The organism is Corynebacterium sp. ES2775-CONJ, assembly GCF_024814515.1.
Lineage (GTDB): Bacteria > Actinomycetota > Actinomycetes > Mycobacteriales > Mycobacteriaceae > Corynebacterium.
On the sequence record NZ_JANUXT010000001.1, the window covers coordinates 476,250 to 494,336 of the forward strand.

Consider the following 18,087-nt stretch of genomic DNA (forward strand, 5'->3'; position numbering starts at 1 on the left):
TAACATTCCCACCCTAGTCTACTGCCACGGGTAATACCACCTCCCACAGTAAAGCTCGAGTCTTAGGGTTGATCGAACTCGTCAATACTATCGATATCAGGGAGCAGTGGTGCTAGAGCTGGCAATTCTTCGAGCGACTCAATGCCCAGCAGCTCGAGAAAAAGAGCCGTGGTTTCATACTGCTGGGCGCCAGTGATCGCCTTCGTTTCAGCCTCGCGTATTAAACCGCGCAGGGTGAGTGTGCGTACGACCCCGTCGACGTTGACTCCCCGAATGGCAGCGATCTGCGCACGAGCTACGGGCTGGCGATAAGCGATAATCGCGAGGGTCTCCATCGCCGCCCGTGATAGTTTCGATTGCGAACCGTACAGCAGAAATTTTTCCACCCACTCGGCATTCTCACGACGAGTATAAAGCCTCCACCCCTCCGAGCTTTCCCTCAAGTCGAAACCACTACCACGTTGATGAAATTCCGCGCTAATCTCCTTGAGTGTGGCGCTGACGTGGCTTTCAGGTTGCGCTAGTGCGGCCGCGAGAGCTTCCGCAGTTATCGGGGAGTCAGAGACGAGCAAGATGGATTCGATCTGTGATCGCAAAGCGGATAGCGGATTCATTTTATCGTCCTTACCGCTCGCTCGAATCGTCCCACGTTGAATTGCGGAGTTCGATGCCCCGGACGATTCCTAGAATCTGTTGGTCGACGTCGTAGAGGACCTCGTCCAGGATAACCGGATCAACCTTGGTTTCATTACGGGCGGCCAAAAGTTCCTGCTGCGCTGCTCGTAGCGCCTCAAGGTTGATCTGAGCCATTTGGGTAGCTTCTTTGCGGGCGTGATCCCTGAGAGTCTTTGGGTCCACCACTGCATCGTCCTCGTAATGAATAAATTCTTCAAAGCGCTGCATGACAAGCTCAAGACGATCTTGCGGTAGATCTTTAGCGTGAGCGTCGATGACCCCTCGGGCAGCTTTGCGGGCACGACTGGCGAGCTCGGTGCGGGTTCGGTCGCCAAAAGCATCGGGATCTGCGTCTAAGTTGAGCTTTTTCATGAGTGCGGGAAGCGCTAGGCCCGGGATCACCATGGTCATAATTAAAACCACAAGGACGATGACGGGGAGCTCATGATAGAGCTTAAAATAGGTTGACGATGGAATGGACAAGACAAGAGTGAGAGTTACCAGCCCGCGCATACCAGCAAAAGTCAGAAGAAGAACTTCCTGGAGGCGCAGGGGCGAGGCAGTCTTACGTTTACCAGTGGTATTGAACCTATAAATAACTAAGAGAAAACTCATTCTCACGACAATGGCGACAACCGAGAGCGCCACTCCCACGAGTACCGCTTCGAGCAGTCCCGAGCCCATTTCTGAGATAGCTCGGCGGACGGTGGTGCCAATGAGACCGAAGGCTACACCGGTGAAAAGAAACTCCACCGTCTGCCAAAAAGATGTACCCGAGAGTCGGTCTTGAGCATTGATTTCAACTTTGGAATTGTATTCCACTGCAGCTACCACAATCGCTACCACCCCAGATGCCCCGAGCGCATCCGCGACCAGGTAGGTGGCAAACGGTATGGTCCAGGTGAGCGCGTTTCGAGCAGTGGAAGATTGCACCCAGCTTACGAATTTTGCCGAGGAGAATCCAATCATCAACCCAACAATGACGGCAACGCCGGCTCCGTATATAAATGCAAGAATTGGTTCCCACCAGCTCGGGGATTTCTTCTCCACAATCACCGACAGCGCCATAGAAAAGATCATGATCGAAGCGGCGTCATTAAAGAGCCCTTCATTCTGCAGGGTATTACTGATGCGGTAGGGAACGCCGGCGGGTTTGGCTACGGCATCTACAGCTACCGGATCCGTGGGAGCGATCGCGGCACCAATCATCATAGCGCCGGCCAAGGATAGACTCGGGATAAGAGCATACGCGCTTAACCCGATTGCGACTGAGGAGACAACAGTGAGCACCACCGCCAGTAGGGCGATTTCTAACCACTGGCGTCTGACCATCCCCCAACTTGAGCGCCTAGCCAAGGCCCACAGGAGCGGCGGGATGAAAATCGGCAGAATGAGATCCGGTGGAATCTCTACGGTTGGTATGCCGGGAAAGAGAATAGCTGCGCCTGTGACGACGGTCAAGAGGGCGGGCCATGGTAGGCCTGTGCGTTCGCCGATGGCCACCATCACCACCGTGGCCCCGATTAGCGCGATGACCGCGATCATAATGAGCACAGACCAATCCTTTCCCGACAATGTTTTTTTTGAAGGCTTTTAGTGTCCTCTACTTTTCCAGACTTTGGCCATTCTACAAATCGGTGTCCCAACTATCAGGCAACCGAATCAACCCCGGAGGGATCGTCCCATCGATCTGACCCATCCCTGATGGTAGAACTCCTAAGAGTGGGATCCCGCACTGAATGGGGAGTTCCTCGAGATTCAATCGGGTAGCTAGATCAGGATGAGGGGCTAGTTCGCCTCCAATCAAACCGCACACGTCTAGGCCGCGTAGCCTCGCCACCTCAACGGTGAGTTCAGCGAGGTTGAGAGAACCAAGTCCTAAGCTAGTGACCACCACCACTTTGGCATTGAGCGCTGCGATGAGGTCAGCGAAGGACTCAGTGTCGTTGTAGCGCACCAGCAAACCGCCCGCCCCTTCTACGAGGATCACTCCTGGATGCCCGAGTTCTATAGTGGAGATATGATGGGCCATTTCGGCAACGCTTAGAGCGGGTTGCCCGGCGCGCCGGGCCGCTAGATGTGGAGAAAGTGGCTCTGGATAGCGAATACACTCCACTGCTTTCACTCCGCTAAGCTGCGCGATGGTGAAAATATCGCCCGATCCTTCGGGCTCCCCGGTTTGGACGGGTTTTACCACTCGGACGTCATAGCCCGCATGTCGATATTCGACGGCGAGTGCAGCGGTGGCAATGGTTTTGCCGACCCCAGTGTTGGTTCCTGTGATGGCAAGGATATTCATGTTATTCCCGTCATTTCTTAGTGAGGTAGGTCTTGCGGTAGCGCTGATTTTCGTTGTAGACCAACGCGTCGATGGCAGAGGTGATCTTTGCTATTTCTGCTTCGGTCGCGATATAGGGCGGCATTGTGTAGACCAGCGTGCCGAATGGTCTCAGCCATACCCCGTGGCTAACGGCGATAGCGGTGGCTTCAGCCATGTCAACTGGTGCCTTGAGTTCGACAACACCAATGGCTCCCAAAACCCTGATATCTGCAACGATGTCGTATCTCTCGAGTGGCTGAAGCTGGATCTGAAGCTGGTGTTCAATGCGCTGTACTGCCTCTGTCCACGACGATTCCGCAATCATATGTATTGCTTCTTTCGCTACGGCGCAGGCTAAGGGATTCGCCATAAAAGTAGGGCCGTGCATCAGCGCCCCTCCACCCTGGGGACTTGAGATGACCTGGGCTATCGCCGAGGTGGTGATCGTTGCTGCTAGACTCATGAATCCTCCCGTGAGAGCCTTTCCCAAACAGATAATATCGGGCACAATTCCGGCGCTAAGGGTGGCAAAGAGCGTGCCGGTTCGTCCGAAGCCGGTAGCGATCTCATCGGCGATCATGACGAGCTCGTGGCGGTCGCAAATTTTTCGGACACCATGGACAACCTCGTCGTCATGAAAACGCATGCCTCCTGCGCCTTGCACCCTGGGCTCGATGATGATTCCAGCCACCGAATTATCGAGCAGCGACTCTAGTTTGTCGAGATACTCGGCTATCTCCTGTGAGTCTGAGCCGCGCGGTGGTGGTGGCGGTGCGAATATATGCTCGGCGATGATCCTCTTCCACATGGAATGCATGCCATTATCGGGATCACATACTGACATCGCCGCAAAGGTGTCCCCGTGGTAACCGCGGCGCCATGTGAGGAAACGATGGCGCTCTGGGTGGTTTTTACCGCGCTGATATTGCAATGCCATTTTCATGGCTACTTCCACAGCGACCGAACCAGAATCGCAGAAGAATACCTTTTCGAGACCCGGGTCTTTTAAAGGGCACGAACGAGATAGGAGTTTCACCAAGCTGGCGGCGCAGTCGATAGCTGGTTCGTGACTGAGACCTCCGAACATGACGTGGCTCATCCGAGAGATTTGGGTAGTGGCTGCGCTGACGAGTCTGGGGTGGTTATGTCCGTGGGCTACGGCCCACCACGAGCTCATGGCATCAATGAGCTGCTCCCCCGTTGCCAGGGAAATGATCGTTCCCGCGGCTGAGCTCACGATATATGGGTCTATGGGTGCGGGACTCGAACTATAGGGGTGCCAGAGATGGCGTTGGTCCTTCTCGATGAGGTGCGCAACAGTGGGTAGGTTCATATTTCCTCGATTCCTTGACTGCAACCTATCTTAAACACCGTTCAAGAATAAGAGCGAATATGCCACCTAAGGCTTGCTGATTGTGGATAATTTCAACTATGACCTCGATTAAACAGCGTTCAAGAACGAGTCCGCGTCATCCCCTAGCCACCGTGAGTGTGGTCAGCATTGAAGCCTGGGAGCGTTTCAGCTTCTACGGCATGCAAGCTATCCTCGCCTACTACCTGTACTACTCGGCCGGTGAGGGAGGACTAGGCATAGACAAGGCGCACGCGACTGCGCTCATCGGCGCCTACGGGGCTTTGGTCTATCTCTGTACCTTTGCGGGCGGATGGATATCCGATCATCTACTCGGTCCCGAAAAAACTCTCCTAGGCGGAGCAACCATATTGTGCCTGGGACACCTCATACTATCCCTCATCCACCCAGTACTAGGACTCGCCCTCGGGTTAAGTCTTATCGCCTTAGGTTCTGGATTGCTCAAAACCGCCGCTATCACCATCCTGGGCGCTGTATACAGTTCTGACTCAGACTCGGATCGCGAGGTAGGTTTTCAATTTTTTTATTTCGGTATTCAAGTCGCAGCGGTTCTCGGTCCTCTCCTAACGGGATGGCTCGCGCTGACATGGGGATTCCACCTTGGCTTCTTGGCAGCGGCTCTTCTTATGTTTATTGGTATGGGGATCTACCTTCTCCTGCGCCCCCTCATGCTCACTCGTCTCAATAACGCTGCACGCACAAAGGTAATGTACCCCGCTCAACCCTACTCTCTTCGCACCGCGCTTCCAGTTATAGCTGGAGCTCTAGCTCTTCTCGCCGTCCTCGTCGGACTGGCTTCACGAGGAAGTATCAATCCACACCACCTTGCTGTGCTTCTACTTGCAGCTACTGCCTCAGTGGCCGTAGTTCTCTTTGTTACCATCCTGCGCTCAGCTCAGGTAAGCGAATCTGAGCGCACACAGGTGTGGAGGTTCGTTCCAATTTTTATAGCCTCGGTGTGCTTCTGGGCGATGATGAACCAAACTTATGGGGTTCTCGCAGTGTACTCCGATATTCGACTCAATCGCAGCCTCCTTGGGTTCATAGTGCCAGCAGCGTGGACCCAATCGCTCAACCCACTATTTGTTATCGTCTTCTCCGCTCCTGTGACCTATATATTCGCCCGACTCGGTAACCGGGGTCCCTCCTCTGCCAATAAACTATCCATCGGAGTCATGATCACAGCTCTGAGTTTTTTGGTTTTCATACCTTATGCGGGTGGTACCGCAAATAGCACCCCTCTCATCGCCGTGGTCTTTGCTATCTGGATCGCAGCTATGGGTGAACTTTTCTGCGGACCAATAGGGATGGCCGCGACCGCAGCTCACGCACCCAATGCTTTTCGCACTCAGTTCTCAGCGCTCTTTTTCCTTACCCTTGCTATAGGCACCGCCTTGGCGGGGACAATTTCGCGATTCTACGACCCCAGCAGTGCTGAGGCAGAGATTCGCTACTTCTTAGGCTGCGCAGTCACAGGTCTGGTCGTCGGCGCTCTGACATTAGTCGCAACGCGTTCTCAACCTAAAAGTCACTCGGCAAGTAAATAGTCCGGGTAGCCTCCGCGAAAGCGTCGGGCCCTAAAGACCCGATTCCGTCCTGCAGACTCCCTAAAAAAGGCACACCCGTACGCGCCACAGCATCCATCAGAATCAGGCGCGTCTTCAAATCAGCCCCAAGGGGAAGTTTGCCACCCAAAAGACCACCCACCGTAGCGCCACAAGCGGTAGCAAAATCGACGGCCCGCAAAGCTATCTTTACGGCCTGCTCATCCATTCCGGAAACTACGATGAGCGGGGCATTAAGATCCGCAGCGATATGGGCAATGGTCTTTGCCCCAAAGAGCTCAACATCGAGGCCACCGGAGCCCTCGACCACCACAGTCTTACCAGCATCGATTAGTTCGCGCACTGAGGCGATGGGATCGGGGTCTTGGGAAAAATCTTTGCCTTTAATCCCGGTGAGTCTCTCAATGGTGCCAATATCGGGGGTCCAAGCGCTCAACGCGGCAACCTTTGCAGGTATAACGTCTTCGCCGCGGTCCTTGAGTACCTTAACGATAGCGGCTGCTGCCGTTGTTTTGCCTACCCCAGAAGCTAGGCCCGAAACCACAAGTGCTGGCATTATCGTAGCCCCTCTTTCCTGTACCCCTCTTATAGTAACTGTCTGCACGCCTGAATCAATGTCGCTGCTCATTCCCACGTACTGGCCGCCACCACTGCGGGATCAACATCCAGCCCAGTCCAGGAAATCCGCAGATCTTCTAGCGGCTCGTCCTGCTCCATGAGGATGGCACGTGCCTTGTACAACTCCAAAAGCGCAAGAAACCTACCCACCACTATGATGCTGCGGGAATCGGCAAAAGTAGAAAAGTTAACCCACTGGTGTGGGCCATACTCGTGCAAGATCTGAAGAACCGTGCCTGCTTGCTCAGGTACTGAAACGCTCACATGGTGAATATGCGCTGTAGCGACCTCCTCAGCAGGTTTCGGCCGGAATACACTTGCCGCGAACTCCGCGAAGCTCTCCCTCGTATGACCTAGGTTGACTGGTGCTAAGAGATCGACGAATTGAGGATCCATACTCAGGGCATGGGGATAAGACAACTGGGCTTGGCGCTGCCACTGCCGCAATTCTTCGGCTACCTTCTGATAGGCCTGATATTGCAGTAAGCGAGCAAATAAAAGATCTCTAAGCTCGAGGTATTCAATATCTTCTTCCACCTGACCACGCGGCAGTAGTCGAGCTGCCTTGAGATCCAGGAGGGTCGCCGCAACAACTAGAAATTCGGTGACCTCATCGAGACCAGAAAATTCACCGAGCTGCTTGGTGTACTCTACAAAATCATCTGTCACTGTGGCCAAAGCGATATCGGTAATATCCATCTTCTTGGCGCTAATGAGCTGCAGAAGCAAATCAAAGGGGCCTTCGAAGTTATTTAACACTATGCGGAAGCCAGTAATCTCAGGCTGCACCGCACGATGCGGAATTGTAGGCATTTAACCGTGTGTGCGCTCGATAACCTCACGAGCCAATTGGCGGTATTGGGCAGCGCCAGCCGACGATGGAGCCCACGTGGTGATCGGTTCTCCAGCAACAGATGTTTCAGGGAAGCGCACCGTGCGAGTAATCACCGTGTCAAATACCTTGTCGTCAAATACTTCCACCACTCGCGACATCACTTCTCTCGCATGGGTGGTGCGCCGATCAAACATTGTGACCAGGATACCAACAATATCCAGATCGAAATTGAGACGATCACGAACTTTTTCCACAGTGTCAGTTAATAAAGCTAGACCGCGGAGGGAAAAATACTCGCACTCCATGGGAATGATGACCCCGTGGGAACAGGCCAAGGCGTTGACAGTCAGTAATCCTAGGGAGGGCTGACAATCAAGGAGTATATAGTCGTAATCTTTCATGACCGGCCTGAGCGCACGAGCTAGGGTTTGCTCGCGACCAACCTCGTTGACCAACTGAATTTCAGCAGCAGAGAGATCAATATTTGCGGGCACTAGATCAAGACCGGGTACCCCAGTTGAATGAATAGCGCCGTGGATGCTGACGCTGTGATCTACCAAAAGGTTATACACGGTGAGATCCAACTCATCGTGAGGGACCCCCAGACCCGCGGATAGCGCTCCTTGCGGGTCGAGATCGACTAAGAGTACTCGACGTCCCGCCTCAGCAAGACAAGCGCCGAGATTGATGGTGGAGGTCGTTTTTCCCACGCCACCCTTTTGGTTACACATCGAGATAATAGTAGCTGGGCCGTGCTTGTCGAGCGCGGCCGGTTCTGGAATATGGCGTAATGGGCGTCCGGTGAGACCGACCGTGCGGTCCGGGGTCTGGAAAAGACCATTATCAGCCATCAATACATCCTTCTACGTCTGCCCACCGATTACTGCGCTTTCTTCCTATATGATAAATCACATGGTGGTTATTTTAGCGATTGCAGAAGGTGTTTTGCCACCATAAAGTATTACTTGAGACTTTTCTTCTGTGCAGTCGACCGTGGGTGAGAGCTGCTCCACACTCGCCGTAAGTCCTCCACAGTGACATGAGTATAGATCTGGGTAGTAGTGACCGAGGAGTGTCCCAAGAGTTCTTGCACCACTCGAATATCCGCCCCTGACTGCAACATATGGGTCGCGAAACTATGCCGTAGGGTGTGCGGCGAAATATCTTTGTCAATTCCAGCCCGATTCGCGGCGTGTTTCAAGATCGCCCATGCCGACTGCCGAGATAAGGTACCTCCGCGTTTATTGAGAAAGAGAGCAGGGCCGCTGCCCCGGACCAAAGCCGGTCGCGCCCTGATGAGGTAGTGCTCAATCGCCTCGCGTGCCATCCTTCCGATAGGGACGATGCGTTCCTTACTGCCTTTGCCTTTTAGTTTCAGCATCCCAGTAGATTCGGAGATATCGTCAACCGAAAGTGCAACAACCTCACTAATGCGGGCACCCGTTGCGTAGAGCAATTCCACGAGTGCGCGATCGCGAAGGTCGTATATGGAGGCGTATTCGCTGTGTGGAATAGCTTCAATGAGAGACTCAACCTCGGCTATGGAGAGTGTATCAGGCAGGTGACGTCCTTGAGCAGGCGGCGAGACTTCCGCCGCCACATCGGACTCGAGTAAACCTTCGAGAAAACAAAACTTGTGCAAACCCCGCACCACCGCCAACGCTCGCGCAACAGACGCAGCAGCTAGAGGCTTCGCAATCGCTCCGCTGCGCAAATCGTAGATATAAGCTTCGATATCGGCGGTGGTAACCTCGCTAAGATCACGGCGCTGTGCCGCGCTCAGCCACCCTAGATAGCGATCCACATCGCGGCGGTAGTTGCTGAGAGTGTGCGCACTCAGACCTCGCTCAACTGTTAGATAACTCAACCACTGCTGAGCGGCCTCAGCATTAGTGGTCACCTTGTGCGTCTTTCTTTTTCATGTCACCGGTCAGGCCCATAGCTTGCCGACGCTGCGCCAGTTTCACTGGGCGTAGCGAAAATTCGCTCGTCTCAGATCTTAAGGCCTGACCAGTACTGCGCAGTCGCCACGCCGTCATGAGCCCTACTATAGCTATTGAATTGACGATCTCGCCTTTCATAATCATCTCAATAGCCTCGTTAAGATCAACCCACAGAACGCTCATATCGGCCTCTTCGTCGTGGGCTACAGGTTGAGATACGAGACTGAGCTCCTCAGCTTGATAGATGCGCACCGCCTCATCGCAAAAGCCGGGGCTGGTCACCGTATCACAGAGTAGCCCCCACCGGTTTGCTGACAGACCCGCTTCTTCAGCTAGTTCGCGACGTGCCCCCTCAAGGGGATCTTCCCCTGCGATGTCTAACAGTCCAGCTGGTAGTTCCCATAGGCGCTGATCGACCGCTCGGCGGTACTGCTTTATGAGGAGAACGCGGTCATTGTCGAGCGCAACCACTGCTACTGCGCCGAAGTGCTCAACGACCTCACGATAAGCGAGCGTGTCACCTGGCATCATGACTTGATCGCGGCGCACCGCGATGATAGGGGCTTCAACCAGTAGTTCGGAGCCCACCACTGTAAACTGATGTGCAGTCATTATCCTATGCGCGGTGCTGGTGAAGCTGCGTCGGCACTAGCGGCTGCACCATATGCGCCAGAGGAACCACGCAGCTGCTCCTTCAGCGCTAGGACAGTCGCGATCTTGGCCCATGTTCGGTCGATGGAATCGACCGTTGAGACTGCAGAGCGCGTGCTCGGATTAGACCTTAGAACCCCAATTAAACCAGTGTCGCTCGCAGCGTGCACCCGGCCAGCCACAACCAGACCTCCCGCACGGGCATCAATAGCTTCGGCAAAAGCCGCCTGAGTAGTCACCGTGAAATTATCATCGGTAGAGCCAGGATTATCCCCCGTTAGGAGGACAGCGACGTGCGCTGGTGAGATGCTGCCGTCCTCATAATTAATAAAACCGGCCTCCTTAAGCGCACCCAAGACGATCGCGCGTTCCTCCGGGCTTGCTTGAGGCTTCTGCTCCTCAGTTCCCTCCCTAACGGGCTCGAACATCAGAGTCGATCCCAAGGACTCCCCTGCATGGGTGCCGGGATCAAGTTTATCGACACTCAGTTGAGCACCAGCGGGAAGAGTGAGAGTTACGGTGTTTTTTAAACTGTCAGCTCCAGCTTGATCAAAGAATTTCTCGGTGAAATAGATTGTGCCAGAATTACCAGCTCCGGCCTGATCCAGCAGGGCGCGCATTGCTTCCACATCGGCTTTATCGGCTTCGGCAGTAGCTAGTATCAGGACTCCGCGATCAATAAGTGCTTCTCGCACCGCTGCGGCTGAGATATTGTCGATAATGGCATCGGCACTCTTCGATTGAGCCTGAGCTATAGCGACATCCTCACGTGCAGCATCCCGTTCGGCTGCAATGGAACCTACCCGTATTGCACTGCCTGCTGGGAGATGGGGGGCCAATATATAGGTACCCAGGCAGACTCCGCCTGCAAGACCCAACCAGATACCAGTTAAAACAGCGTGTCCGCGACCAGTTTTCATCTCTACTGTCCTTTCACGAGGTTTTGGAAGGAAAGGGCGATATTATTCCATGTGTTTACGAGATTATCCGTAAAGGACGCATCACCGCCGAATCCTGCGATCACAATGACAGTAGCTGCGAAAACGAGAAACGCCAGCAGAGCCCACAACCAGCCCAAACGCGAGCCACCACTGACCGAGTACAGACTCGATATCGCCGTAGCGTCGACAAGCTTGGGTCCCAATTTGGCGCGCGTTAATAACTGAGCGGGATTGGCGCTGGCAGCTTGGGCAAAAAGCCCATCAAGACTAAACGAGGAACCGGCGCTCACCACGAGCTCTGCGCCGTGATAATCGGCCAGAAGAAGAGCGAGATCAGTAGAGCTATCCACAGCGGAGGGGAAGGTCATTGCACCGATACCGAGGTCTTGTATCCGCTCTAGACCAACTGCATGCCCGTCAGGATCAGCTGGCAAAATAACCCGCGCTCCGCAGCGCAGCGCCTCGTTACCCACGACCAGTGGATCGCCAACTATATATTCCGGGGTATATCCATGGTTGACCAAAATATCCGCGGCTTGATCGACAGCGATAATAACCGGCTCATATTCTCGGATAAAGAACTTCAGGCTAGCTAGTTGCTCTGCGGCCCCTATGCCAGGGCTGACAACGAGAGCTTTTCGCCCCCACATCTCGCGCCCCACCTCGGGTATTCCCAAACCATCAATCAGCAAAGGGGATTCGGAATTGATAAATTCGATGGTATTACCAAAGTAGGCATTCATAGAGTCCAGCAAATTCTGCTGCGCATCGGCGAAAAGCACACTAGCTGCAGTCATAGTCATAGGAACGCCGGCTGCGATGAGCCGCTCACCGTAATATAATTTGCCGTCATCGGTGAGACGTGCCTTCTTGCCATCTTTAAGATTCTCCCAGATTCCGGCTCCAGTAGCTTCCACCAGCATAATTCCGCTGTCGAGCAATAACTGCGGGCCGAAGTTAGGAATCGCGCCTGTACTGAAACGCTGGGAATTGATAACCGCAGCTGGTTTCACATCGATGAGACGCTGCGCCAAGCTGCGAGAGATATCAGCGACATCGATAACCGCGATATCACCCTCACGCAAGCGCTTAAAACCCTTGCCGTGGATGGATAGATCGCGTGTAGCTCCCTGGAGTCCGGGAAGGTCTGAGGAATGAGAGAATAAACCCATGCGCTCAATCTTTGCTCTTTTCGATGCCCAATAGGGTGAGCCACGCAGCAAAAAGTCCTAAAAATTCCCTTGATGCTTCTCTAGCGCATCATGCGCACTTCATCTTGGGCCTTTTCGAGTAGCTCACGAGCATGGGCACGCCCAGTGGCGGTATCTTCAAGTCCCGCGAGCATTCGCGCCAGTTCTTCTATACGCTGATTATGATCGAGGGAGGAAATACCGGAGACAATTGAGGCCTCGCCTACTTCTTTCGACACGTGGATATGGGTGTCAGCATAGGCTGCTACCTGGGGTAGGTGAGTCACGACGATCACTTGGTGATGGGTAGCCAAGCGGGCGAGTCGACGGCCAATCTCGACTGCAGCACGACCTCCGACTCCGGCATCGACCTCGTCGAAAACTAATGTGGTACCGTGCGAGCTCGCTGCCAGGATGACTTCAAGAGCCAGCATGACGCGAGATAGTTCACCACCCGAGGCTGACGACGCCAAGGGGCGGGGTTCGGCCGCGCTATTAGCTGCAAGTAAAAATTCCGCCTCATCGATCCCCGTCTTGCCTGGTTCTATACGCCTCATCTGCACACTGAAAACCGCCTTAGACATGGCTAGACCGTGGAGCTCATTGCTTACCTGCTTGCTTAAAGTTGCAGCTGCCTTTACGCGCTTGTGGGACAGCTTTTTCGCTGCCTCCAGCATCTTTTGCTCGGCAATACGGGTGTCTTCTCTGAGCGCGTCTAAGGCATCAGGGGAAATATTGATAGTCTGACGCTTCGCTTCCGCTTTAGCCAACCATTTCAGCACTCCGGTAATGTCGGGCGCATATTTTCGGGTCAGTGCTTTTAAATCCTGCTGACGCTTCAGCAGATTGTCCAACTCCTGGTCGTCGGTTGGTAGAGCACTCAGGTACGAACCTAACTCCGCCGAGATATCGCTCAGCGAGCCTGTCATATCCCGCAACCTCGACCCCAATTCGTTAAGAACTGGATCAGAACTGGAATTCAAATATGTGTGCGCTCGCCCGAGCAGATCCGAGGCACCTTGGACTTCCTCAGTATCAAACTGGGAGAATTCTCCAGAGCCGTCGATCGCTGACAGTGCCCCAACAGTATGCTCTCTGAGTTCGTCTACGTCTTGTAAACGCCTAATTTTCTCGAGAATGTCTTGATCTTCATGAGGGCTCGGATCAATGGCTCTGATCTCTTCAATAGCAAAGTCGAGCCGATCAGCCTCTTGAGCTAATTCGCGCCGCGACTCAGTGCGCATTTTAAGATCCGCTTTGAGACGGGACCATTGTTTGTACTTTTCAGCATACTCGTCGGCCGCCTTCTGGATGGCTGGATCTAACCTGTCGATCGCCTCGAGCTGTCGTTCGGGAGCAAGCAGTCTTAATTGGTCGTTTTGGCCATGAATGGTGAGGATATTAGCGCTAAAATCCGAAATATTGGCAGCTGGAACTGCTCGGCCTCCTAGATATGCTCGAGAACGACCAGCAGCGCTCACTGTTCGGGTTACTATAAATTCGCCATTTTCATCGCTTGTCCCTCCAGCTGTGTCAACCACGCGCTGAGCCTGCTCGCAGATAGACTCTTCAATCCCAGCGAGGCTGAAATGTCCTTCTACCGCAGCCTGCTTGGAACCGGTACGCACTCGGCTCGCATCGGCTCGACCACCCGTGAGCAGGCGCAGGCCGGTAACGAGCATAGTCTTGCCAGCTCCTGTTTCTCCGGTGAGAACGGTGAGCCCTGAGCTTAGCTCCACTGAGGCTTTGGGAATGACACCGAGATTTTCAATACTGATATCCGCGAGCATATAACTATCCTACCGAGAATTCGCACATATATGCGATTATGATCATCGTGTTTGAATGGGGCCACGCCACCCTTGAGTGGGTAGCTTCAACTTGCTCACTAAACGATCGGTAAAGGGACGATCATCCAACCGTACCCACTGGATGCCTTGTTGACCGCGTCTGATTTCAACACGGAATCCCGGGGGTAATTCAATGGTGCGGAATCCGTCCATCACGGCGTAGGCGGGATGGCTTGATGCACTCGATTCAATTGCGACCGTCGACCCTGGGGCCACCACCAGTGGTTTTGTGAATAGCGCGTGGGCGTTATTGGGTACAACAAGGATGGCATCAAGTTCCGGCCAAAGCACTGGGCCACCGGCTGAAAATGCATAGGCGGTTGAACCAGTGGGGGTAGAAACGATGATTCCATCGCAGCCATAAGAACTAACCGGCCGCCCGTCAATATCAAGGATGGCGTCGAGTACCCCAGTTCGAGTTTGGTTCTCAACGCTGAGCTCATTAAGAGCCCAGCCGGAACCGAGAGGTTCACCTGCCGGGCCCAGAGCCGAGATATTGAGGGTCATTCGCTCTTCAATCCGGTAATCTCCGGAGATGACCCTTAGGACTGCTTCTTCTAGCGAGTCTTTTTCCCACTCTGCGAGGAAGCCGATATGGCCTAAATTGATGCCTAGAACTGGCAATTGAGCGAAATAAGCGAGATCAGCAGCCCGCAAGAACGTGCCATCGCCACCCGTAACGAAGACGAGGTCAATGCCTTCCACAGCGCCGGGACCGTGAGTAACACTGGGAAATTTCCTGAGAACAGGGTGACTGGCAATGGTTTTATTCTCGGGGTTAATGAGAATCCTGACAGCTATTCCTGCCTCACGCATCATACGCGCTGCAACAGCAGCAGAGTTGATATTGGCGGCACGGCCGGCGTGGGGTACGAGGAGTACACTAGTGGGCTGGTGGGTCACTGTGGCCCCTCTAATACGGCTTGCTGAACCATCGTTGTTATCTCGTCTTCCGATCGCAGGTGTGCGGCTCCATCTTTGCGTAGCCACAAGAAATACTCTACATTTCCTGATGGTCCAGGTAGTGGCGATGCCACGACGGCGTTTACCGAGCACCCTACACTTTGAGCAAATAACGCGATATCGCGGGTAACCTCTGCTCGCAGCTCTCTACTGCGCACTACGCCGCCGTTCCCTAGTCGTTCTTTACCGACCTCAAATTGGGGCTTGACCATAGGAAGTAAATCTGCGCCCATAGTTAAGCACTCAATAATGGGGGGTAGTGTGAGAGTGAGGGAAATAAAAGAAAGATCTCCTACCATTGCCTCGCAGAGACCTCCACACATCTCGGGTGTGAGGTGTCGAATATTCGTGCGATCTAAAACTCGCACGCGAGCGTCATTTTGCAAGCGCCACACGAGTTGTCCGTACCCTACGTCGCAGGCCACAACTTCGGCGGCGCCCCGACGCAGCACCACGTCGGTGAACCCTCCGGTGGAGGCTCCAGCGTCGAGAACCTTTTTCCCTTTAAGATCGAGGCCTAAAGGCTCGAAAGCTTCTAATGCCCCGAGCAGCTTATGGGCTCCGCGCGAAGCCCAGGTATCCAACTGACTGCCGACGACTCGAATCGAGATATCGGGGTCGACCTGAGTTGCCGGTTTGAGTGCGAGTATTCCCGCCACAAAGACGCGCTGTTCGCGAATCATGTCGACGGCATGCTCGCGCGATCGAGCGATTTTCCTCCGGACGAGCTCTGCATCTAAACGTTTTCTGTTTACGGCCACGAGTTCTCGCCCCCTTATTGCAAGGCCCGATGAAGTAATTCATGGGCGGCGTTTAAGACTTCGTACTCATCATCTAGGCTAGCAGTAGGACGAGCCAAAACGTCGACAACCGTGCGCTTGAGTTCATTGGGGTCGATTGAGGTGCTCTCCGGACCGGGTTTTGGCATCTTCGCTATTGCCACTGATCCACTGCCTTGGCTGCGCTCTCACCCTTGACACTTATACTTCCAGAGAAGGCTGACTCTTGGTGCCAGGCGAGTTGAAGGACAGTACGCAACGCTTGATCAGGACGCGACTCAGAATCTCCACCGGACAGCACGATATGATCACCGTCCCAATGGGCCACGAAACCGCCTTGCGCCCCTGGCTTCAGCGTTTCCAGCGGTTGCCGGACGTCGCTGAAATCCCGAGCGATATATGTAGGGCGCTCGTGCTGAGGTGCTCGCAGAAGTGCGAAATGTTTAGAGACGCCAGTAAGTACGTGGAGAGTGTCAAAACCCGCAGCCACTCCGCCAGCGATATCGGTATTGAGGCGATCGCCTACGCCCAAAGGACGCTTAGATGAGAGCTTGGCCGCGGCGGAATAGAACATAGCAGGCTCCGGCTTGCCCGCGGACGTGGGAGCGATGCCAGTCGCGTGAACGACGGCTTGGATCATCGATCCATTACCCACCATCAGCCCCCGCTCCATGGGGAGGGTCGAGTCCAAATTGGAAGCAAAATACTTAGCGCCCTGTGCGATTGCTAAGGCCGCTTCGGATAATTGAGCCCAACCAGTTTGAGGATTGTGGCCGTGCAGGACGGCTTTAGGGTTATCGTCGGCGGAATCGACAACTATATATCCAGCTGTGGTGGCCAAGTCCTTGAAGGAATCCGTTCCCAACACATAAACGGAATCACCAGGTTGTAGGTGATCAGCCGCCATCTCCACCGCTGCTTGGGCGGAGGTAAGAATCTGCTCCGTACCCGTGGGAACACCCATCTTAGAAAGCAGGGAGGCAACCGTACTGGGGTGCCTGGAGGCGTTGTTCGTAATATACATAACCGGCACTGTGGTCTCGTTGATCACATTCTCAACATAAGGGAGAAGCCTACCGCCCTCCCAGACGGTTCCGTCCAGGTCGAGCAGTAGGCTGTCGTAATGATCGAGGGCGCATTTCGTCATGCGCACTATATTACTAGGATAGCTCTCGCAATCTCTCATCGGCATCGAGAAGACGATCGACATCTTGTTTATCGGCGTGGCTGAACCACTCTATCGCTTCCTCGGTACGTCCCACCTGAGCTAAAGCATCGGCATAGGCATAGGACAGACGGGCATAGGCAGGGTCGATCTGTCGCGGATCGGGATTTTCCTGTTGCAAGGTTGTGACAGCAGAATCAATCTGACCGAGATCGCTACGAGCTCCGGCTACCACGATGGCGAGCTCAATCTGGGAAGCCCGATCCAACCCCTCATGCTCCTCGCGTGCCAGCTCAATTGCTTTAGCTGGACGCCCCAGTCCGCGCTCGCAATCTGCCATAACTGCGACCAATCCGGGTCCGGCTGACATCCGTCGTGCCGCACGAAGCTCAGACAGGGCTTCCTTCCACTCGCCGGCATGATAGGCAACTATGCCGCAGGTTTCCCGCACGACCGCGATTCGACCCGCCCGATCTTTAGCTGCGCGGGCGTGAGATAGCGCCAATTTGGGGTCATCTGCGAGCCATGTGACGGCCATAACCAAGTGCTTGGCCACAGCATCTGCGTTATCTTTCGATAGCACCTTGAGATCTTGCACAATCATTGGGTCCAGAACGGACGTGTCAAGGTCGCTGGGGATCTGCGGCTCATTGATGCGCTTATTAATGCGCTCCTCGCGATAGCCGGGGCGCTGCGCGTGAAAACTCCGCTTCTCAGGGCGAGAGGCGCCTGCGCGATTAGCGTGACGACGATCGCCGCCACCACGCCTATCATCCTCGCTGTGCCTATCACCGCCGCTGTCTCGACGGTCATTACTCCGGCGGCGTTCGTCGTCTCGACCGCGCCTATCCTCGTCACGGGGCCTACCTCGCCCCTCTTCGTCGCGTGACCATCTGCGCTGCGGAGTGCTCCGACGCGGCGCTCCACTGCGATGGCCGTTGTCTTGTCGACCAGATCCGGGCCTCCGGGAGTTTCTTGAAGAGTCATTGTGTTGAGTCATGATATCCATTTTCTACATACAAAAAGCGTGACGTATTGAATATTAAGGGCTATTCCTTAGCATTCAACACGTCACGCTTTCTATTGTTCACTGTTAAGTTTTAGGTCGGCGGTGACTTACTCTCCCACAAACTCCCGTTTGCAGTACCATCAGCGCTACCAGGCTTAGCTTCCGGGTTCGGAATGGGACCGGGCGTACCCCTGACGCAATAACCACCGAC

At 54.3% G+C, this 18,087-nt stretch carries 18 protein-coding genes and 1 rRNA gene; 1 reads left to right on the forward strand and 18 read right to left on the reverse strand.

All coding sequences use genetic code 11. From position 1 onward, the window contains the following. Window positions 1-62: 62 nt before the first annotated feature. The 4 genes from scpB to NXT01_RS02195 form a co-directional block, all read right to left on the reverse strand. Complete coding sequence (scpB, locus tag NXT01_RS02180) at window positions 63-614, reverse strand: SMC-Scp complex subunit ScpB (RefSeq protein WP_259077048.1); 552 nt, start codon at window positions 612-614, stop codon at window positions 63-65. Window positions 615-624: 10 nt separating this feature from the next. Beyond that, window positions 625-2,220: a cation:proton antiporter gene (locus NXT01_RS02185; RefSeq protein WP_396124704.1), complete on the reverse strand. Its 1,596-nt coding sequence runs from the start codon at window positions 2,218-2,220 to the stop codon at window positions 625-627. An 82-nt stretch (window positions 2,221-2,302) separates the two neighbouring features. Then, a complete protein-coding gene (bioD, locus tag NXT01_RS02190) occupies window positions 2,303-2,974 on the reverse strand; it encodes a dethiobiotin synthase (RefSeq protein ID WP_259077052.1) in 672 nt (223 codons plus the stop codon). A gap of 10 nt (window positions 2,975-2,984) precedes the next feature. After that, window positions 2,985-4,328: an adenosylmethionine--8-amino-7-oxononanoate transaminase gene (locus NXT01_RS02195; RefSeq protein ID WP_259077054.1), complete on the reverse strand. Its 1,344-nt coding sequence runs from the start codon at window positions 4,326-4,328 to the stop codon at window positions 2,985-2,987. Window positions 4,329-4,426: 98 nt separating this feature from the next. Between NXT01_RS02195 and NXT01_RS02200 the strand changes: the two genes are divergently transcribed. After that, the gene (locus tag NXT01_RS02200; protein ID WP_259077056.1) at window positions 4,427-5,914 is read left to right on the forward strand and encodes a peptide MFS transporter; all 1,488 of its coding nucleotides are present in this window, start codon (window positions 4,427-4,429) and stop codon (window positions 5,912-5,914) included. Here NXT01_RS02200 and NXT01_RS02205 read toward each other — a convergent pair. From NXT01_RS02205 to rrf, 14 genes are all read right to left on the reverse strand, one after another. Further along, window positions 5,889-6,488, reverse strand: a complete 600-nt coding sequence (locus NXT01_RS02205) for an AAA family ATPase (RefSeq protein ID WP_259077058.1) — start codon at window positions 6,486-6,488, stop codon at window positions 5,889-5,891. The two genes, NXT01_RS02200 and NXT01_RS02205, sit on opposite strands and share 26 nt — an antisense overlap. 68 nt (window positions 6,489-6,556) lie before the next feature. After that, window positions 6,557-7,363, reverse strand: coding sequence for a ScpA family protein (locus NXT01_RS02210; RefSeq protein WP_259077060.1), 807 nt, complete (start codon window positions 7,361-7,363; stop codon window positions 6,557-6,559). Further along, window positions 7,364-8,236 (reverse strand): ParA family protein, encoded by an 873-nt coding sequence (locus tag NXT01_RS02215; RefSeq protein ID WP_259077061.1) that lies wholly within the window; start codon window positions 8,234-8,236, stop codon window positions 7,364-7,366. A gap of 110 nt (window positions 8,237-8,346) precedes the next feature. After that, entirely contained in the window at window positions 8,347-9,285 is a 939-nt protein-coding gene (xerD, locus tag NXT01_RS02220) for a site-specific tyrosine recombinase XerD (RefSeq protein ID WP_259077063.1), read from the reverse strand. Then, window positions 9,275-9,940, reverse strand: coding sequence for an NUDIX hydrolase (locus NXT01_RS02225; RefSeq protein ID WP_259077065.1), 666 nt, complete (start codon window positions 9,938-9,940; stop codon window positions 9,275-9,277). Before NXT01_RS02225 ends, xerD begins: the two co-directional genes overlap by 11 nt. After that, a complete protein-coding gene (locus tag NXT01_RS02230) occupies window positions 9,940-10,899 on the reverse strand; it encodes a copper transporter (RefSeq protein WP_259077066.1) in 960 nt (319 codons plus the stop codon). Before NXT01_RS02230 ends, NXT01_RS02225 begins: the two co-directional genes overlap by 1 nt. Before the next feature lie 2 nt (window positions 10,900-10,901). Further along, complete coding sequence (steA, locus tag NXT01_RS02235; RefSeq protein WP_396124696.1) at window positions 10,902-12,092, reverse strand: putative cytokinetic ring protein SteA; 1,191 nt, start codon at window positions 12,090-12,092, stop codon at window positions 10,902-10,904. 80 nt (window positions 12,093-12,172) lie between these two features. Next, the gene (recN, locus tag NXT01_RS02240; RefSeq protein ID WP_259077068.1) at window positions 12,173-13,900 is read right to left on the reverse strand and encodes a DNA repair protein RecN; all 1,728 of its coding nucleotides are present in this window, start codon (window positions 13,898-13,900) and stop codon (window positions 12,173-12,175) included. 42 nt (window positions 13,901-13,942) lie between these two features. Beyond that, window positions 13,943-14,878 carry an NAD kinase gene (locus NXT01_RS02245; RefSeq protein WP_396124705.1) on the reverse strand — a complete coding sequence of 312 codons (936 nt, stop codon included), beginning with the start codon at window positions 14,876-14,878 and terminating at the stop codon, window positions 13,943-13,945. Next, window positions 14,860-15,684: a TlyA family RNA methyltransferase gene (locus NXT01_RS02250; RefSeq protein ID WP_259077072.1), complete on the reverse strand. Its 825-nt coding sequence runs from the start codon at window positions 15,682-15,684 to the stop codon at window positions 14,860-14,862. Before NXT01_RS02250 ends, NXT01_RS02245 begins: the two co-directional genes overlap by 19 nt. A gap of 14 nt (window positions 15,685-15,698) precedes the next feature. Further along, complete coding sequence (locus tag NXT01_RS02255) at window positions 15,699-15,866, reverse strand: hypothetical protein (protein WP_259077074.1); 168 nt, start codon at window positions 15,864-15,866, stop codon at window positions 15,699-15,701. Further along, entirely contained in the window at window positions 15,857-16,849 is a 993-nt protein-coding gene (locus NXT01_RS02260) for an HAD-IIA family hydrolase (RefSeq protein WP_259077076.1), read from the reverse strand. The genes NXT01_RS02255 and NXT01_RS02260 overlap by 10 nt, the downstream gene beginning before the upstream one ends. Window positions 16,850-16,862: 13 nt before the next feature. Further along, window positions 16,863-17,867 (reverse strand): hypothetical protein, encoded by a 1,005-nt coding sequence (locus tag NXT01_RS02265; RefSeq protein WP_259077078.1) that lies wholly within the window; start codon window positions 17,865-17,867, stop codon window positions 16,863-16,865. Between the two features lie 103 nt (window positions 17,868-17,970). Beyond that, window positions 17,971-18,087 (reverse strand): 5S ribosomal RNA (rrf, locus tag NXT01_RS02270).

Bases quoted from the DNA above. Each gene is read 5' to 3' on its own strand.
- NXT01_RS02200 (WP_259077056.1), top strand. From the start codon at position 4,427: ATGACCTCGATTAAACAGCGTTCAAGAACGAGTCCGCGTCATCCCCTA.
- NXT01_RS02265 (WP_259077078.1), bottom strand. From the start codon at position 17,867: ATGACTCAACACAATGACTCTTCAAGAAACTCCCGGAGGCCCGGATCT.
- bioD (WP_259077052.1), bottom strand. From the start codon at position 2,974: ATGAATATCCTTGCCATCACAGGAACCAACACTGGGGTCGGCAAAACC.
- NXT01_RS02195 (WP_259077054.1), bottom strand. From the start codon at position 4,328: ATGAACCTACCCACTGTTGCGCACCTCATCGAGAAGGACCAACGCCAT.
- scpB (WP_259077048.1), bottom strand. From the start codon at position 614: ATGAATCCGCTATCCGCTTTGCGATCACAGATCGAATCCATCTTGCTC.
- NXT01_RS02185 (WP_396124704.1), bottom strand. From the start codon at position 2,220: ATGATCGCGGTCATCGCGCTAATCGGGGCCACGGTGGTGATGGTGGCC.
- steA (WP_396124696.1), bottom strand. From the start codon at position 12,092: ATGGGTTTATTCTCTCATTCCTCAGACCTTCCCGGACTCCAGGGAGCT.
- NXT01_RS02205 (WP_259077058.1), bottom strand. From the start codon at position 6,488: ATGCCAGCACTTGTGGTTTCGGGCCTAGCTTCTGGGGTAGGCAAAACA.
- NXT01_RS02230 (WP_259077066.1), bottom strand. From the start codon at position 10,899: ATGAAAACTGGTCGCGGACACGCTGTTTTAACTGGTATCTGGTTGGGT.
- NXT01_RS02215 (WP_259077061.1), bottom strand. From the start codon at position 8,236: ATGGCTGATAATGGTCTTTTCCAGACCCCGGACCGCACGGTCGGTCTC.
- NXT01_RS02225 (WP_259077065.1), bottom strand. From the start codon at position 9,940: ATGACTGCACATCAGTTTACAGTGGTGGGCTCCGAACTACTGGTTGAA.
- NXT01_RS02210 (WP_259077060.1), bottom strand. From the start codon at position 7,363: ATGCCTACAATTCCGCATCGTGCGGTGCAGCCTGAGATTACTGGCTTC.
- NXT01_RS02260 (WP_259077076.1), bottom strand. From the start codon at position 16,849: ATGACGAAATGCGCCCTCGATCATTACGACAGCCTACTGCTCGACCTG.
- recN (WP_259077068.1), bottom strand. From the start codon at position 13,900: ATGCTCGCGGATATCAGTATTGAAAATCTCGGTGTCATTCCCAAAGCC.